Annotated in this window: 16 protein-coding genes; 9 read left to right on the forward strand and 7 right to left on the reverse strand. The window is 60.8% G+C overall.

What is annotated here, in order from left to right; translation table 11 throughout:
- Positions 1–3 precede the first annotated feature (3 nt).
- Positions 4–801: an alpha/beta fold hydrolase gene (locus P5W99_RS28025; RefSeq protein ID WP_421027119.1), complete on the forward strand. Its 798-nt coding sequence runs from the start codon at positions 4–6 to the stop codon at positions 799–801.
- A gap of 329 nt (positions 802–1,130) precedes the next feature.
- Here P5W99_RS28025 and P5W99_RS28030 read toward each other — a convergent pair whose 3' ends face one another.
- Entirely contained in the window at positions 1,131–2,477 is a 1,347-nt protein-coding gene (locus P5W99_RS28030) for a nucleobase:cation symporter-2 family protein (protein WP_421027120.1), read from the reverse strand.
- A 728-nt stretch (positions 2,478–3,205) separates the two neighbouring features.
- Here P5W99_RS28030 and rpsU point away from each other — a divergent pair.
- From rpsU to P5W99_RS28060, 6 genes are all read left to right on the forward strand, one after another.
- Positions 3,206–3,418 carry a 30S ribosomal protein S21 gene (rpsU, locus tag P5W99_RS28035; protein ID WP_322061210.1) on the forward strand — a complete coding sequence of 71 codons (213 nt, stop codon included), beginning with the start codon at positions 3,206–3,208 and terminating at the stop codon, positions 3,416–3,418.
- A gap of 384 nt (positions 3,419–3,802) precedes the next feature.
- Positions 3,803–4,006 carry a cold-shock protein gene (locus P5W99_RS28040; RefSeq protein ID WP_421027121.1) on the forward strand — a complete coding sequence of 68 codons (204 nt, stop codon included), beginning with the start codon at positions 3,803–3,805 and terminating at the stop codon, positions 4,004–4,006.
- A gap of 274 nt (positions 4,007–4,280) precedes the next feature.
- Complete coding sequence (locus P5W99_RS28045; protein ID WP_421027122.1) at positions 4,281–4,505, forward strand: hypothetical protein; 225 nt, start codon at positions 4,281–4,283, stop codon at positions 4,503–4,505.
- Between the two features lie 277 nt (positions 4,506–4,782).
- Positions 4,783–6,462, forward strand: a complete 1,680-nt coding sequence (locus P5W99_RS28050; RefSeq protein ID WP_434664516.1) for an ABC-F family ATP-binding cassette domain-containing protein — start codon at positions 4,783–4,785, stop codon at positions 6,460–6,462.
- Positions 6,463–6,701: 239 nt separating this feature from the next.
- Positions 6,702–7,064 carry a translation initiation factor Sui1 gene (locus P5W99_RS28055; RefSeq protein ID WP_421027997.1) on the forward strand — a complete coding sequence of 121 codons (363 nt, stop codon included), beginning with the start codon at positions 6,702–6,704 and terminating at the stop codon, positions 7,062–7,064.
- 307 nt (positions 7,065–7,371) lie between these two features.
- Positions 7,372–8,016 (forward strand): hypothetical protein, encoded by a 645-nt coding sequence (locus P5W99_RS28060; RefSeq protein WP_421027124.1) that lies wholly within the window; start codon positions 7,372–7,374, stop codon positions 8,014–8,016.
- A 128-nt stretch (positions 8,017–8,144) separates the two neighbouring features.
- Here P5W99_RS28060 and P5W99_RS28065 read toward each other — a convergent pair whose 3' ends face one another.
- A complete protein-coding gene (locus P5W99_RS28065; protein WP_421027125.1) occupies positions 8,145–8,459 on the reverse strand; it encodes a helicase in 315 nt (104 codons plus the stop codon).
- A 751-nt stretch (positions 8,460–9,210) separates the two neighbouring features.
- Between P5W99_RS28065 and P5W99_RS28070 the strand changes: the two genes are divergently transcribed.
- Positions 9,211–9,540 carry a hypothetical protein gene (locus P5W99_RS28070; protein WP_421027126.1) on the forward strand — a complete coding sequence of 110 codons (330 nt, stop codon included), beginning with the start codon at positions 9,211–9,213 and terminating at the stop codon, positions 9,538–9,540.
- A gap of 437 nt (positions 9,541–9,977) precedes the next feature.
- Here the strand turns inward: P5W99_RS28070 and aroE are convergent, their stop codons facing one another.
- The 5 genes from aroE to P5W99_RS28095 are packed head-to-tail and all read right to left on the reverse strand — an operon-like array spanning position 9,978 to position 13,832.
- Positions 9,978–10,814 (reverse strand): shikimate dehydrogenase, encoded by an 837-nt coding sequence (gene aroE, locus P5W99_RS28075; protein ID WP_421027127.1) that lies wholly within the window; start codon positions 10,812–10,814, stop codon positions 9,978–9,980.
- A 6-nt stretch (positions 10,815–10,820) separates the two neighbouring features.
- Positions 10,821–12,032: a CaiB/BaiF CoA transferase family protein gene (locus tag P5W99_RS28080; RefSeq protein ID WP_434664520.1), complete on the reverse strand. Its 1,212-nt coding sequence runs from the start codon at positions 12,030–12,032 to the stop codon at positions 10,821–10,823.
- Entirely contained in the window at positions 12,032–12,490 is a 459-nt protein-coding gene (locus P5W99_RS28085) for a MaoC family dehydratase (protein WP_434664522.1), read from the reverse strand. Before P5W99_RS28085 ends, P5W99_RS28080 begins: the two co-directional genes overlap by 1 nt.
- A gap of 2 nt (positions 12,491–12,492) precedes the next feature.
- On the reverse strand, positions 12,493–12,885 hold the full coding sequence (locus P5W99_RS28090; RefSeq protein WP_421027130.1) for a VOC family protein: 393 nt from the start codon (positions 12,883–12,885) through the stop codon (positions 12,493–12,495).
- Positions 12,882–13,832, reverse strand: a complete 951-nt coding sequence (locus P5W99_RS28095) for a ketopantoate reductase family protein (protein WP_421027131.1) — start codon at positions 13,830–13,832, stop codon at positions 12,882–12,884. The genes P5W99_RS28090 and P5W99_RS28095 overlap by 4 nt, the downstream gene beginning before the upstream one ends.
- A 106-nt stretch (positions 13,833–13,938) precedes the next feature.
- On the opposite strand from P5W99_RS28095, the gene P5W99_RS28100 reads away from it, so the two are divergent.
- Positions 13,939–14,844, forward strand: coding sequence for a LysR family transcriptional regulator (locus P5W99_RS28100; RefSeq protein ID WP_421027132.1), 906 nt, complete (start codon positions 13,939–13,941; stop codon positions 14,842–14,844).
- Positions 14,845–14,932 lie beyond the last annotated feature (88 nt).

Genomic DNA, 14,932 nt, shown 5'->3' on the forward strand with positions numbered 1-14,932 from the left:
AAGATGGCTTACTACGTCCACGCACAACGCCGCAACTATTACGTCGAATTCGGCCAAGGCCGCCCCGTCGTGCTATTGCACGGCATCGGAAACTCGGGCCGCGCCTGGAGTCCGCAGATCCCACCGCTTGTTGAAGCGGGGTTCCGTGTCATCGTGCCGGACCATGCGGGTCACGGTGCGTCGGCACGAGTCGACGCTCCTCTCAGGATTGAAGATCTTGCGTGCGACGTCATCGCACTGCTCGATCATCTGGCCATCGAACGTGCCTCCATTGTGGGTCTTTCATTGGGTGGCCTCATCGCCATCGAACTAGCTCTCACCTGGGGCGCACGCGTCGAGCGGCTCGTGCTGGCCAACAGTTTCCCCTCGACGGCGACGGACGCGTTTCGCACCCTTGTCGAACAATGGGCCAGCACGTTTCGCAGCGAAGACGGGCCGGTCCGGCGCTTCGAAGGCGCGTGGCCCTTCAATGTGAGCGCGTCGTTCAGAGCGAGCAACGCGGCCATGTCCACTTGGCAGATTTGGCACGCCATCGCAGCAACGTCCGATGGCGAATCGCTGGCGCGTATCGCACAAGGCATTGTGGGCTACGACGCAAGCAGCCGGCTCGTGAACATCGCCAAGCCCGTCCTCATTATTGCCGGCGGCGACGATTGCATCTCGCCACCATCGATAGGCAAGAAAATGAGCGCACAAATTCCAGGTGCAAGCTTCGTCGAAATTCCTGGGGCGGCACATATCAGCAGCGTCGATTCTGCGTTGGCTTTCAACGAGAAGACGATTGCATTCCTATGCGCCTGAAGCCAGAAAGAGGTGGTTGACTGCGATTCGATTGAGCTGGTACGGAGTTTTTCTCGAAATCTGCTACCCAACGCGATCTCTAAAGAGCGCCTCCTGATGTGCCGCGAAGCCCTCACCGTTGAGCGTGGCCTACCTCGATGAACTCGTGTGCATCCTTAAGTCAGACGGCGGACTTCCGGTATCGCGGCCATGAAGCGTCATCCGATTGCGCAATCGCCTTGACACTCAGACGACGGCTCCGCATCAGTAAAGAGACGTTCCCTCAGTTTCGTTAACTACAGCGTCATAGCCGTACGTTCAAGCTCCCTCGCGCGGATGCGTTACGCAAATCACGCAGGTTCCTGAACAAACTTCCGCTCGCTCACCTCGAACTCGTCGTCATCGTAGGTTTCGAGTTCGCGACCAGGCAGGCACAGATTTAGCAGAACGGCCACCAATGCCCCAACGGTGATGCCGGATCCGAATACCTCTTTCATGAATGCCGGGAACTGGGACAGCAGTTCTGGCCTGAAGGTCACCGCGAGACCACAACCAATCGATACGGCGATAATCAGACTGTTGCGTTTAGTTTGCTCAGTCTTGCCAAGCATCCGAATGCCAGCGGCGACGATCATCGCGAACATCATCAGCCCTGCGCCACCCAATACCGGTTGCGGAATCGTGACCACCAGAGCGCCGAGCATGGGGAACAAGCCAGCCAGGAGCAGCATCACGCCGGTCAGCATTACCACATGCCGGCTGGCGACCCCAGTCAACGACACTACGCCGACGTTTTGCGCAAAAGTTGACACGGGCGGACTGGACATCAGCGCAGCGAAGGCAGATCCAACACCATCGCACAGGATGCCGCGTGCTAACTTCTTGCCCGGCATGGGTGTCTGCGTTGCTGCCCCCAGTGCCATGAACGTACCTGTGGTTTCCACGATTGTGACGAGAAAGGCCAGCGACATAGCGACGATGCCCGAGATCGGGAAGCTCAAGCCAAAGTGCATGGGCTGCGGCAACGCAATGATGGGCGCAGCGCGGAGTTGCGCAAAGTCGATCATCCCCAGCGGCAGGCACACTAGGTAACCGATAAGCATGCCAAGTACCACCGCGGATGCCGAAACGATGCCCTTGCCCCACTGAACGAACGCAATGACCAGTACCAGCACAAAGCCTGCAATTGCAAGGTTACCTGGTGCTCCATAGTGAGCGCTGCCGAAGCCGCCGGCGGCCCAGTCGACGGACACTGGTATCAGGGAGAGGCCGATCATCGTTACCACGACGCTGGTCACGGTATGCGGAAACAGCTTACGAATTGCCGGCATGAAATAGCTGCCCGCAATCATGACTAGCGAGCCCACCAGGGAAGAACCCAGAATTCCCGGCACGCCGTGTTCGAGACCGACGCTGATGCCGGCGCCGACGAACGTGAAACTGGTACCCATCACGCATGGCAAGCGAATACCAGCCGGCCCAACACCTTTGCATTGGATGATCGTGACAATACCGGAACCCAGCAAGGCGGCATTCACCAGCGCGATCACCTGATCCGTGGGGAGTTTCAGCGCCCCACCGAGTACGAGGGGCACGGCAATAATGCCACCTAACGCCGCAAGCAGGTGCTGGAGCGCCAGCAGTACAGCTGTCACGATCGGGGGGCGATCCTCCACTTGATACAGCAACTTCTCCATTCCTGTGTCTCCATTAGTTTAGTCTTGTCGGCTGCCGCGCCAGCATCTTCCCATTCGGCCAATCCGGATGCGGGGATGTTTCCGGGCTCCCGGGCATACAGCGCAAAACAGCGACGGTTACACTAAGCGATGCGGGCATCATGTGGTTGCTTAAATTTTGGAAATAAGCGCTGACCGTCGGACTCCCGGGAACAAGCGCGCTTAGCCGCATCCGTCGACTGCGAAAGGGGGAGGTATTGTCAATTGAGCCCCTCAGTGTCGTTTCACTTTGCGCGCCAAAATGTGCCAGGGTTGACCATTACGCGGCATGACAGAGAGGCGCCGGGAGCGTCGCCTATGCGTTTGAACGCAGTCTTTGAGCACGAAGCCGGGCAAACGGCCGGAGAGGGTCGCGTGCTGCCGATCACTGCTTGGCTTTCAACCCAACCTCTGCGCGCGCTCGGTCGCGCAGCCTCGCTCCTGCTGAACTGCGGGGCGCGACGAACGATCCGGCTTCAACGGACGCGCACCCCGGGGATCGGAGCCGATAGCGGCCCGCGACCGGGTATCCAGGCGCTTTCCGTTTGACCCGCACGAAAAGGGACGACAGTTGCTACACTTGTGCCGCAGCGAGGTGTAAGCAAAAGGGTCGCCGATGCTCACCACGATCCGCTCGATCGCTGCCTTGTAAATGGAGATGGCGCCAGATCGCCGTTCTCAGTCCTGCCGGATCTCAACAAAGGAACGAGTTGACTACTGTAATTCTGAAACCCGACGAACCCGTGGACGTTGCGTTGCGCCGCTTCCGTCGCGCCATTGAGCGCACAGGCCTGATTCCGGAACTTCGTGCCCGGACAGCCTATGAAAAGCCTACTGCAGAACGAAAGCGCAAAAAGGCTGCCGCAGTGGCGCGTGTGCGCAAGCAGATAAAACGGTCGTTACCACCGAAAAAGCGCTACTGACCGAAGCGACGGCGGCCGCCGCTGATAAAACGGCCGTCCATCGCATAGCCCAGGCTGCTCACGCGGAACATCGGCAAGGAGGCCGTACAGAGTGGCGAACGCCTGCTGGCGCAGTCCAGCCGTACGCCATGCCTAATGAGGGGTGCAGGCAATCGGGGCCGCATTGTTCAACCACCCGAACGGCTGCATGGAGCAACAGTTACAAGTTAAGTCTTGACGCTGGCACACCCGCGCGGTTAGTGTATCGCCCGAAGGTCAAGAAGTTCGATTGCTGTTCATCAATTGCTCGCTCCTCAGCGGTATTCGTGGTCCTCTCCCTCCTTGTCGCTTCACGCGCTCTCATTAAGAGAGCGAATCTTCGTATTTTTCCTTCAAGGATTATTCATGGAAACCGGTACCGTTAAGTGGTTCAACGACAGCAAAGGCTTTGGCTTCATCACCCCGGACAAGGGTGGCGACGACCTCTTCGCTCATTTCTCCGAGATCAAGACCGACGGCTTCAAGACGCTCGCTGAAAACCAGAAGGTGAGCTTCGAAACGAAGCAAGGCCCGAAGGGTCTGCAAGCGGCTAACATCAAGCCGATGTAAAGTTTGAAGAACCCGGCCACCGACGACGGACGCCGGGTTGCAGCGACACCCTCGCGGAGCGTTGTCTCCCAAAGTTGGCGCGATTGCCCTTAGCTGCCCGTATATCCGGCAGCTTGCCAGACGCCATACGCCTCGTTGCACCTCACTCTCTCCCTCGACTCCTACGCCTTTTCGCTTTCCGACTGCTCCAGACTCGGCTCGCAATGGCTTTGAATCGGCTCGCCTGTGCACGTTTCTCACGACACACGCGCATTCGGATATCAATAAAATTAAAATGCAAAACAAACACTTTCAACAATACAACGGCTATGCCGTTCAGCCGTCCGCACATCGTTTGCCGGACGGTAGTTTTTCATCCAATCTGCTGCTCGAACGCGCCGATAGCGCGCAATTCGAAGGCTGCTATCAGTTCTATTCGCTCGACTACTTCGCGAGTGAAGAACAGGCACTGGAGCACTCGACACGCTGGGCACGCAACTGGGTCGACACGCGCGGATAGAGCGGCCCCCACCTGACGCGTCATTGGCCCCAGAGCGAGCGCATTAGCCAAAGTGACAGTTAAGGCCCACCATTCTCGTTTGGTGAAAATGTCAATACAGTCGGCTGGGACCCGTCATTCACCACGATATTCGCTGGCCCCGCAGCCGGTCCGCGTGGTGCGTCAGGGCCTCCCTTGCCTTGTGACCGATGGGCGCCGCAAAGCGCATGCGGCTCAAAAAAGACGACCCTTAACGTCCGGTCGGCTATCATGCCATTCCTCTCCGAAGTAGCTCCTCATGATTTCCGTCCGTAATGTCACGCTGCGCCGCGGCGTTAAAGTCGTGCTCGACCGCGCGTCCGTCACCTTCACCCCCGGCGAAAAGATTGGTCTTGTCGGCCGCAATGGCGCCGGCAAGTCGTCCTTCTTCGGCCTTCTCAACGGCACGCTGCACGAAGACAGCGGCGAGTTCTCGATTCCAGCCGCATGGAGGATGGGCCAGGTCGCGCAGGAGATGCCGGAAACCGAGCAGGGCGCGACTGACTTCGTGGTCGAGGGTGACACCGCCCTTCTGGCTGCCCACGCCGAAGTCGCCGCCGCCGAGGCCAGCGACGACGGCATGCGCATGGCGCACGCCTACATGGCCCTGCATGATGCCGGAGCACACGATGCCCCCGCACGTGCCCAGGCGCTGATCCTGGGACTGGGCTTTACGGCCGCGCAGCTTGATCAGCCGGTCAACAGTTTCTCCGGCGGCTGGCGCATGCGACTTCAACTGGCGCGCGCACTGATGTGCCCGTCCGACCTGTTGCTGCTCGACGAGCCAACCAATCACCTTGACCTGGACGCGCTGGTTTGGCTGGAAGCCTGGCTCAAGCGCTATCAAGGAACCCTGGTCGTGATCAGCCATGACCGCGAATTCCTCGACGCGGTGACACAGGTGACGGTGCACGTCGACAACGCCAAGCTGGTGCGCTATGGCGGCAACTACAGCAAGTTCGAAGACATGCGCGCCGAGCAGCTCGAGTTGCAGCAGGCCGCGATGGCCAGGCAGGCGGACAAGATCGCCCATCTGCAGAAGTTCATCGACCGTTTCAAGGCCAAGGCCTCGAAGGCTAAACAGGCGCAGAGCCGGGTCAAAGCGCTCGAACGCATGGAGAAGATCGCACCGGTGCTCGCGGAAGCGGAGTTCAACTTCGAATTCAAGGAACCCCTCAACGTCCCGAACCCGCTGTTGTCGATGCTGGACGCGAGCTTCGGTTACCCCGCGCCGACTGGCGCACTGTCGGGGACGCCGCCTACGGTCATCGTGCGCGGCATCAATCGTTCCGTATTGGCAGGGCAGCGCATCGGCATTCTCGGTGCCAACGGCCAAGGCAAGTCCACGCTCGTGAAGACGGTAGCGCACGCGCTGGAGCCGATTGCCGGCGAAATCAGCGAAGGCAAAGGCCTGAACATCGGCTATTTCGCCCAGCAGGAGCTGGACGTGCTGCGCCCGCTCGACACGCCGATGGAACACATGATCCGCCTCGCCAGGGACACACCGGCGCACGTGCGCGCTCCAGGCCAGAGCGGCACCGAGCAATCGCTTCGCACCTTCCTCGGTACCTTCAACTTCAGTGGCGACACGGTCCACCAGGCGGTGAGCACGATGAGCGGCGGCGAAAAGGCGCGGCTCGTGTTGTGCATGATCGTATGGCAGCGCCCCAACCTGCTGCTGCTCGACGAGCCTACCAACCACCTCGACCTGGCAACACGCGAAGCGCTAGCGATGGCGCTCAACGAATTCGAAGGGACGGTGATGCTGGTCAGTCACGACCGGGCCCTGCTTCGCGCCGTCTGTGACGAATTCTGGCTGGTCACCAAGGGCGGCGTCGAACCCTTCGACGGCGATCTGGACGATTACCAGCAGTTCCTGCGCGACGAAGCCCGTCGCATGCGCGAACAGGCTGACGCAGAGCAGAAGGTTATCGCCTGAAATCCAGCGCAGGATTTCGTCAGGGGTTGTCGAGCAGCGGCGATAGCGCTTCGATCGTCGCGAAGAGTCCGCGAGAGCCGCGATGCGATCGCATGCGAGTTATTCCGCACAGACTTTGCTGTGGGACCGCTCAGTGTCGGACCAGATATTCAAAAAGAAATGGAACGCAGTCAGGAGGGGCAAACGCAACCTGCTAAACTCGGCGATTGCTGGCCTTTATGTCTTTGTGTATGCCTATCATCAAGAGCAGTTCGAAGGGTGACCTCGTTTACTCCACAGATGGCGGGCGGATGTGTCCCGAGTGCCGGCACACGGTCGCGGAATGTATATGCAAGACGATTGCCAGGACACAACCCGCAGGGGACAGCGTCGCGCGGGTAGTTCGCGAGACCAAAGGGCGGGGCGGGAAGAGCGTGACGGTCGTGAGAGGGTTGGCGCTCGACCCCGTTGCCCTGGCCTCGCTGGGCAAGCAATTGCGCGCCGCCTGCGGCTCGGGTGGAACGGTCAAGAATGGTCTGATTGAAGTGCAGGGTGACCATTGTGACCGTATTATCGAAGAGCTCAAAAAGTCCGGTCATCGGGTGAAGCGCGCCGGGGGCTAATTCCTTCGGTTGGCGCAGGCGAAAAGCGCAATCGACCACGCTCGGGCGGTAACACGCCAATATCGTCTATTCGCGAATGTCGTCTCGCAAGTGAGCGCTGCCCGTCACAGTCATCCAATCCAGCATGGATCGACCCCACCACTCTCTGGGCGCACGGATGACGACACAAGCCGCGCCATACGCTCCGACCTCGCGACGAACTAGCGGATCGCGCCAGATCAAGATCACCCGCCCGTTCAAACACGCGTGACTTCGGTTGTCGGGGCCAGGGTATTCGCGAGACATCAATCATGCTGAAGAGGAGCAAATGAAGAAAGGAAAGACGAAACTCACGCGTCTTGATGCTGAACGACTCTTCGAGGGACTTCCCGCCTCGAACGCAAGCGTGTCGAGTCGGCCCGAGAACCCATTCGACGCAGGGACGTTCACCGAGATCAGGCGCGTCGACGACGAAGCCAAACTCTGGAAAGACAACCTCATCACACTCCCGCTAGCGATCGCATTGCCTGCTGGATACGAATCGATATCCGCCTTGCGCGAGGCGATGGTGCGCGCATGGCGCGTGAGGTGGGTACGGGAGGAGGAAAGCCACGTTGTCGCCGAATTTCCTGAGGGATGGACAGCCGTTCGTCCGCAAAGTGGGCCCATAGAGTTGCGCGATTCCACTGGTGTTGTCCGCGCCCTTTTTGGGTGGGCCGAGGACGCTGAACTCCGGATTCTGCCCAGGTATCTGGTTGAGTCGCAGGCGAACAGTTCAAGTGGGCTGGGCAGCCTGGTTGTCCGTGATCGAGGAAACGGCCAGATTCTCGAGAGATCGTCAATCTGGTCCGCGAAAACGGGTACCCATCATCCGGATTGGAGCAGGCTGTCACTATGGCTCAGTTCACGTTACCCACAACATGGGGATCCGCTGCGCTACTGGAACGATTGCGAGGAAAATATCAAAAATTAGGCCACTCCTGCGGGCCCCGTTCTCGTGCGCAAACTACCGAATCCGAAGTTGAGGGCGCGCCAGCAGGGGCCGGCGCTTCATTGAGCTTCCGCGTTCGGCACCAGGATCAGATTCGCTCGTCTCGTTCTCTATGCGCCTTTCAGCCAAGGCATTTCCACAGGTGACACCACCAATTGTCGGAACTCACGCTCCAGTTCGAAGATGAACCCGACCAGGATCATGGAGTCGGCATAGGGAATCGGGAATACGTGAGGATTTTCTGCAGCACGTAGCGGGCGCGTGGGCGTGTCCGCCGTCGTTGCGGCGTTCTCGCGGACGCTTTCCAGTTCGTCAGCCATTGCCTGCCCACTTACTTTCATGACGCGGCTACGCAGGTCGCTGAAGGGTTCAATGCGCGCCCCGTCTTCATTGTATTCGGGCACTTCATAGATAAACCAGGACATTTGTCTCTCCCAGAAAAAGGCCGCTATTCTAACAGCGGGGGTAAACGGCTGTCCCAGGCAACCCAACGCTGCTGCTTCGATCGTTCACCGTCAAGTGACGACAATGCAACGGGTTACGCTGTGATGCAGATGTGCTGCCAAAGAACTCGGCTTGGATTGCTAATCAATTCTGGCATGACCGGTTCAGACGATGGTCAAGGAACATTTGCGTACAGCCGGTAACAGCATCGCGAGACAGCCCCTCCGTAGCGTAGGCGTTCGCAGCAGCGCGGACCGACCATCTGCAATGAGTCGGGTTGCGCACCAGGCATGAGGGTCGCGCTCTAGACGAATATCGCGCGCGGTCATAGGGTGTTGTCCTGCCAATTGCGGACGTTCAAAGTCGATATCGTTGTTGCCAACAATTGAAAGCCCGGATTGACGAACAAGGCTGCGGCCACGTTGTGGTCCGCCTGGCTCGAGCGCGCAATTCTGTTGATGTTCGACGCATGCCGTCGGAGCACCGTGAAGTGGCGAGGCTACGGCCACAAACCGCCGTTCACATGCGTCGTCGGTGGGACGTTCCGGCGTCGGCTCCAAAGGAGTCTATCGGCCTTTCGACCGTAGCAGGCAATTCCCAGACGCCCCAGGCCCCGTGCATCATCGCTGGCCAAAACGCTTGCCTTTCGGTCGCCCCGCCATCGTCCGGAATGCAGTACAGTGACTCAAGCAGCAAGCGCGGAAGCTGTGATCATTCACAGGGAGAGCTGCAATGGACGGCTTCGGACTGACTTCAGAGATCAGCGATCTTCTCGTGCTGGGCGTCGCTCTTCGGAATATGGCCGTGGGCACCGGATCTATCGATCGAAAGGGTCTGCTCGCCGAAATCACGCGATTTGTCGATTTGTTGGAACGCGCTATTTCAGACAAGGCTGCATGTCGAAACCGTACCTACGAGGCTCGCATACTGCTTGCACAGGATCTTCCTCTCAGCGCATTGGACCAGATCGATGCATTGCTCGTCAGTTGCGGCGCACAGCTGACGCTACAGGCTCTTTTTTCTGGCCCCGCTTGTGCGTGCCAGTACAGCCAGTGTCATTAGCGCAGCCGGACGTCCAGCGATGATACGCGCACGTTAGCCATGCAACGTGGAATTGGCCGCATGCGGCGGCGTTGCGGACGATGGATCGTTGGCAACCTCGTCTTGGCCCAAAGGCTGCAGTTGGCCGATCGCACCAGTTCGATGATTCTTCCACGGACCAGATCGTCAAAGGCAACTTTTACGGCGCCTACGTCAACGAGTGCACCCGGCCACCATCAGCCAGTCAGGCACATTGAATAAGTGACGTTTGACAGTCTTTCCTGCATTCGAGAGCCGTCATTCGCCGTATCATTTATCTCTGTGGCAGTAGCCGGGTTGCAATTCAGGCGCGCCGCTCAATTGCGGATCTCCGCATGGACGGCCCGCAGTTGCCGAACGTGTTGTGATTGACGCCATGAAGCATCAGGACGTTTTTCATCGGGTTCTCCTTTACGCGATCAGTCGAGCGGCACAGTGAGACAGTCGATGACCGCGGCCGTCTGTGGACGCACGCCGCGCCACCATGCAAAGGCTTCGGCGGCCTGCTCGACCAGCATGCCCACGCCGTCGGCGACGCCATGCACGCCTGCGTTGCGCGCGAGCCGCAGGAACGGCGTGAGCCGCTTGCCGTACGCCAGCTCATAGGCGGTGCCATCGGGACTGAATACGCTCGGCGGGACGGGTGGCAGTTCGCCCGTCAGGCTCGCGGAGGTCGCATTGACCACGAGATCGAATCGGCCCATCGCCGGTAGATCGCCATAGCCGCGAGCACGCAGCGCAGCACCACGCGCACCGACCTGGGCTGCCAGCGCCTCGCCCTTGGCAACGTCGCGGTTGGCGATGACCAGTTCGGCGGGACCTGCGTCGAGAAACGGCAGCAGCGCACCGCGGGCCGCGCCGCCTGCACCAAGCATCAACACGCGTTTGCCGGCAAGCGGAACGCCGAGATTGACCTCGATATCGCGCAACAAGCCAATGCCATCGAAATTCTCGGCAATGATCCGGCCGCTTTCGAACTTCAGCGCATTGGCGGCACCGGCCAACGCCGCGCGTTCGCTGCGCTCGTCGGCGAGCGCGAAGGCCTTCAGCTTGAAGGGCGCCGTGACGTTCATGCCCTTGCCCCCTTCCGCCGCGAACTGTCGCACGACCTTCGCAAAGCCCTCTTCAGGGTCAAGCAGTCCTTCTATCGCGACGTAGGACATCGCCTGTTGCGTCGCTTCGGCAAACAGACCGTGAATCAACGGCGATTTCGTGTGTCCGATCGGATTCCCGATCACTGCATACCGGTCAGTCATGGTGTCTCACTTCGAGTAGAGAACGCCTTCGCTTTGCATCGCGTCGATCTCGGCGGCAGAAAAGCCGAGCGATTGCGCGACCTCCGTGTTGTGCTGCCCGAGATCAGGCGCGACGTCACGAATGGTCGTGTCGCAATGAGAAAAGCGGAAGGGCAGGTTGGGCAGACGCAGCTTTCCATAACGCGGATGATGCTGCTCGACCACCATGCCGCGCGCCTGGATTTGCGGATCGTCGAGCACCTCGTCGATGCGCTGCACCTTCGCACAAGGCACATCGATGCCATCCAGCAGTTCGAGCACCTGCGCGACGGGGCGCGCGGCAACCCACGGCTCTACGACGGCGAGAATCGCCTGCCGATGTGTATTGCGGCCGACGCCATCGTAAAAGCGCGTATCGCTCCCGAATCCCGCAGGTCCGCCATGCGTTTCGATCAGCGCGGCGAGGCGCTTCCACGCGTCATCCACCTGCGCCGCAATCACGAGGTCGCCGTCGGCGGCGCGAAATACGCCATAGAGCGTCGAGGTCGGCATGTCGTGGCCTGCCTGCTCCGGCAGCACGCCTTGCAGCGTATAGCACTGCACCGCGTACTCGTGCATCGAGACGAGCGTGTCGTAGAGCGCCATGTCGATGTGCTGGCCGTGTCCGCTCTTAACCCTTCCGAGCAGCGCCGCGTTGATCGCCGCCACCGCGTGAATGCCCGTGTACATGTCGCCGAGCGAAATGCGCAGCAGCGGCGGCGGCTCGCCGGGCGTGCCCACCATCTGCATGATGCCGCTCTTCGCTTCCGCGATCAGGCCAAAGCCGGCGCGATGTGCGTCGGGGCCCGTGTGGCCGTATGCCGAAATCGAGCAGTAGACGAGACCTGGATTGCGCGCGGATAACGCCTCATAGCCCAGCCCGAGCTTGTCCAGCGCGCCGGGACGGTAGTTCTCGACGAACACATCTGCCGAGTCGCACAGGCGGCGCATGAACTCCTTGCCGCGTGCGTCTTTCATGTTGACGCTGACGCCGCGCTTGCCCATGTTCAGTTGCAGGAAATAGCCGCTTTGCTGGTCGTCCAGCACGGTCGCGTGCTGGCGTCCGGCGTCGCCGCTACCGGGACGCTCTACCTTGATGACTTCGGCGCCAAGCGCCGCGAGGCAGCGGCCCACGTACGGACCGGCGAGGAAGTGGCTATAGTCGACAACGCGAATGCCTTCGAGAGGACGGGCCTGCATCAGTGCGCTCCCAGCCGGCGCGGCACCATCAGGCGATGCTCGCCGCGCTGAACTACCCGGTCATCCTGATTGATCAATTCAGATGGCAGCACGACGATACCCCAGCCCGGACGGCTGTTGCTGGGCCGCATGGCGCCGACGCGAAACTTCACATGCAGGACGTCGTTGACCCGGATGGGCAACAGGAAATCCCAGGTCCAACCAAGCGACATGCCGGGCAGAAAACGATATTCGCTCTGGGTCTTGAGGCCGTCGGCAATCGAAAGTCCAAACAGTCCATGCGCAACGAGGCAGCCGAAGTGGCTCGCTTTGGCATAAGCTTCGTCCACATGCACGGGCGTATGGTCGCCAGTGAGGTCGGCGTAGGCGAAGATGCGCTCCTTCGTCACGGTGTAGTTCGGGCTCACGCACTCGTCGCCTTTGCGGGCGTCGTCCCAGTACTTCTCGATGATCGTCATGCTCACGCCTCCGCGCGCGGGTTGATGCTCATCGCCTGCGCGACACACGACGCAGGTTTGGACTGAATCAGTTCGACGGCGAGCCCGTCGGGCAGACGCAGCCAGTTGCGCCCTTGCGGCATTTCGCTTACGCCATAGGCTTGGGCCGCAGCCAACGCCGCTTCCAGGTCTTCGCACATGACGCCCAGATGGGCAAGGCGCCCTTCGGGGCCTTCGTGCTGCGGGGCATGAATGAACTGCAGGCCGCCGAGCGTCCAGTACTGGCGCGGTGCGTCGGCGGTGCCGTCGACTTCGCGCATGCTCATGCCGAGCACGTCTTCGAAGAAGCGGATATGCCACTGAATGTCCTTCACCCAGATCGCAACATGCTCCAGATAAGCCTTCGTGCCGCTCATGCCGTTGCCTCCTTGCGCTGCTCGTCGGCCATCGCGCGTTCGATGCCCTTGATGCATGCCACCAGCGTCGCGTTGACGGGCGTCGGCACACCGAGCCGTTGTCCCCAGCGCACCACCGAGCCGTTGATGAAATCGACCTCCGTGACGGAGCCTTTCTCGAGGCTTTGCAGCATCGACGTCTTGAACGCGGGAGAGAGGCCTTCGGCCGCAAGTGTCCAGGCCTGTTCGGGGTTCGTCATCGACAGCGCGATGCCGGCCGCCTGCGCGGCCGCGATGGCCTCGCCGATGGCCGCGAGCGCCGTCGCCTTCAACAGCGGTTCGTCATAAAGCTGACCGTAGGTCAGACGCGTGATGCCCGTGATCGCGCCCGTGGCAACGTTCACGAGCAGCTTGTCCCACATCGTGCCCATGATGTTGTCGCTGACTGTGGTCATCAGCCCGGCAGCATTGAATGCCTCGGCGATCGCCCGCACGCGCGGCGTGATCTGTCCATCGAGTTCGCCGATATAGGTCGCCTTGCCGGCGACACCCGACTGGATATGCCCTGGACCGCACAACACGCCGCCGACATAGGTCTTGCCCGCGAGCACGCGTGCGCGGCCCACGATATCGGCGAGGACGTCTTCGTGCCCGAGTCCGTTTTGAAGCGACAGCACGAGCGTTTCGGGTCCGATCAGTGCGAGTGCGCCGCGCATCGCAGCGTGGGTGTGGAAGGACTTGACCAGTACGATGACCACGTCGGCCACACCGACTTCGCTCGCCTGCGTCGCGGCGCGCACCGCGATGCGTCGCGAGCCGCTATCGTCGTCGACCCGCAGACCGTCGCGACGCATTATTTCGACATGAACGGGCGAACGGTCCAGCAGCCAGGTTTCGTGGCCGCCTTCCGTGAGAGTGGCGCCGATCGCGCAGCCTAGTGCGCCGGCGCCGAGAATCGCAATCTTCACTGAGTTTCTCCTTGACGTGCAGGCACACGATAGGCGTTGCTGCTCATATGGACAATGCAATGGCTACAATGGTGTCATTGCGCCAGACAATAATGTCCGCTACGCCATGATGCCGACCGACCTGCCCGATCTGAAACTGTTACAGCTGTTCGACCTTCTGTACGACGCGCGCAGCGTCACGCGCGTGGCCGAGCAACTGGGCCAGAGCCAGCCCACCATCAGCATCTGGCTCGGGCGACTGCGAGAGTATTTGCAGGACCCGCTTTTCATCCGCACGCCCGGTGGCATGGCGCCGACGCCGCAGGCCGACGCGCTGATCGGGCCTTGCCGCGAAATTCTCGAATCGCTCAGGCGCTTCGTCGCGTGGGAGATCGCGTTCGATCCCGAAACCGCGCAGCGGCGCTTTCGCATCTGCATGACGGACGCGAGCCATATCACGCTGCTGCCGAGACTGCTCGCACATGTGCGAGCGCAGGCGCCCGGCATCCGGCTCGAGGCGGCGCGAATCGACGGCAACACGGAACGGGCGCTGGAGTCGGGCGAAGCCGACCTCGCCATCGGCTATGTGCCGTGGCTCAGCGGCGGTATCTACCAGCAGCAGCTCTATCAACAAGACTGGGTGTGCCTGACGAACCGGCACCATCCGCGCGTTCGCGGGCGGCTCGGGTTGAAGCAGTACCGTTCTGAGGGGCATGTCGCCATCGAAGCGGGCACGGGTGCTCAGTTGCTCGAACAGGCGCTGGCTCGCGAGCGCATCGAGCGTGACGTCGTGCTGCAACTGCCGGGCTTCCTGGGGCTCGGAACGATCGTCCAGACCACCGACCTGGTCGCCACGCTGCCACGTCACATTGGCGAAACGCTCGCTCAGGCCAACGATCTCGCCGTTCATTCATGCCCGATTCCCGTGGATGGCTTTGCCGTCCGGCAACACTGGCATGCGCGGTATCACCACGAGGCCGGGAATCGCTGGCTGCGTGGTGTGGTCGTTCAGCTGTTCGGGGTTTCACTGTGAGAATGACCTTAAGGCACCGCGCCCCATTTCACGAAAATTCGACCGTTGGACCTCTGTAACCCGCCGTTGACGGCATGTCCGAACGAGC

The sequence above is a fragment of the Paraburkholderia sp. A3BS-1L genome, assembly GCF_051125215.1.
In the GTDB taxonomy this organism is placed as follows: domain Bacteria; phylum Pseudomonadota; class Gammaproteobacteria; order Burkholderiales; family Burkholderiaceae; genus Paraburkholderia.

Bases quoted from the DNA above. Each gene is read 5' to 3' on its own strand.
- P5W99_RS28045 (WP_421027122.1), top strand. From the start codon at position 4,281: ATGCAAAACAAACACTTTCAACAATACAACGGCTATGCCGTTCAGCCG.
- P5W99_RS28050 (WP_434664516.1), top strand. From the start codon at position 4,783: ATGATTTCCGTCCGTAATGTCACGCTGCGCCGCGGCGTTAAAGTCGTG.
- P5W99_RS28085 (WP_434664522.1), bottom strand. From the start codon at position 12,490: ATGACGATCATCGAGAAGTACTGGGACGACGCCCGCAAAGGCGACGAG.
- P5W99_RS28080 (WP_434664520.1), bottom strand. From the start codon at position 12,032: ATGCAGGCCCGTCCTCTCGAAGGCATTCGCGTTGTCGACTATAGCCAC.
- P5W99_RS28100 (WP_421027132.1), top strand. From the start codon at position 13,939: ATGATGCCGACCGACCTGCCCGATCTGAAACTGTTACAGCTGTTCGAC.
- P5W99_RS28025 (WP_421027119.1), top strand. From the start codon at position 4: ATGGCTTACTACGTCCACGCACAACGCCGCAACTATTACGTCGAATTC.
- P5W99_RS28090 (WP_421027130.1), bottom strand. From the start codon at position 12,885: ATGAGCGGCACGAAGGCTTATCTGGAGCATGTTGCGATCTGGGTGAAG.
- P5W99_RS28040 (WP_421027121.1), top strand. From the start codon at position 3,803: ATGGAAACCGGTACCGTTAAGTGGTTCAACGACAGCAAAGGCTTTGGC.
- P5W99_RS28030 (WP_421027120.1), bottom strand. From the start codon at position 2,477: ATGGAGAAGTTGCTGTATCAAGTGGAGGATCGCCCCCCGATCGTGACA.
- P5W99_RS28065 (WP_421027125.1), bottom strand. From the start codon at position 8,459: ATGTCCTGGTTTATCTATGAAGTGCCCGAATACAATGAAGACGGGGCG.
- aroE (WP_421027127.1), bottom strand. From the start codon at position 10,814: ATGACTGACCGGTATGCAGTGATCGGGAATCCGATCGGACACACGAAA.
- P5W99_RS28060 (WP_421027124.1), top strand. From the start codon at position 7,372: ATGAAGAAAGGAAAGACGAAACTCACGCGTCTTGATGCTGAACGACTC.
- P5W99_RS28070 (WP_421027126.1), top strand. From the start codon at position 9,211: ATGGACGGCTTCGGACTGACTTCAGAGATCAGCGATCTTCTCGTGCTG.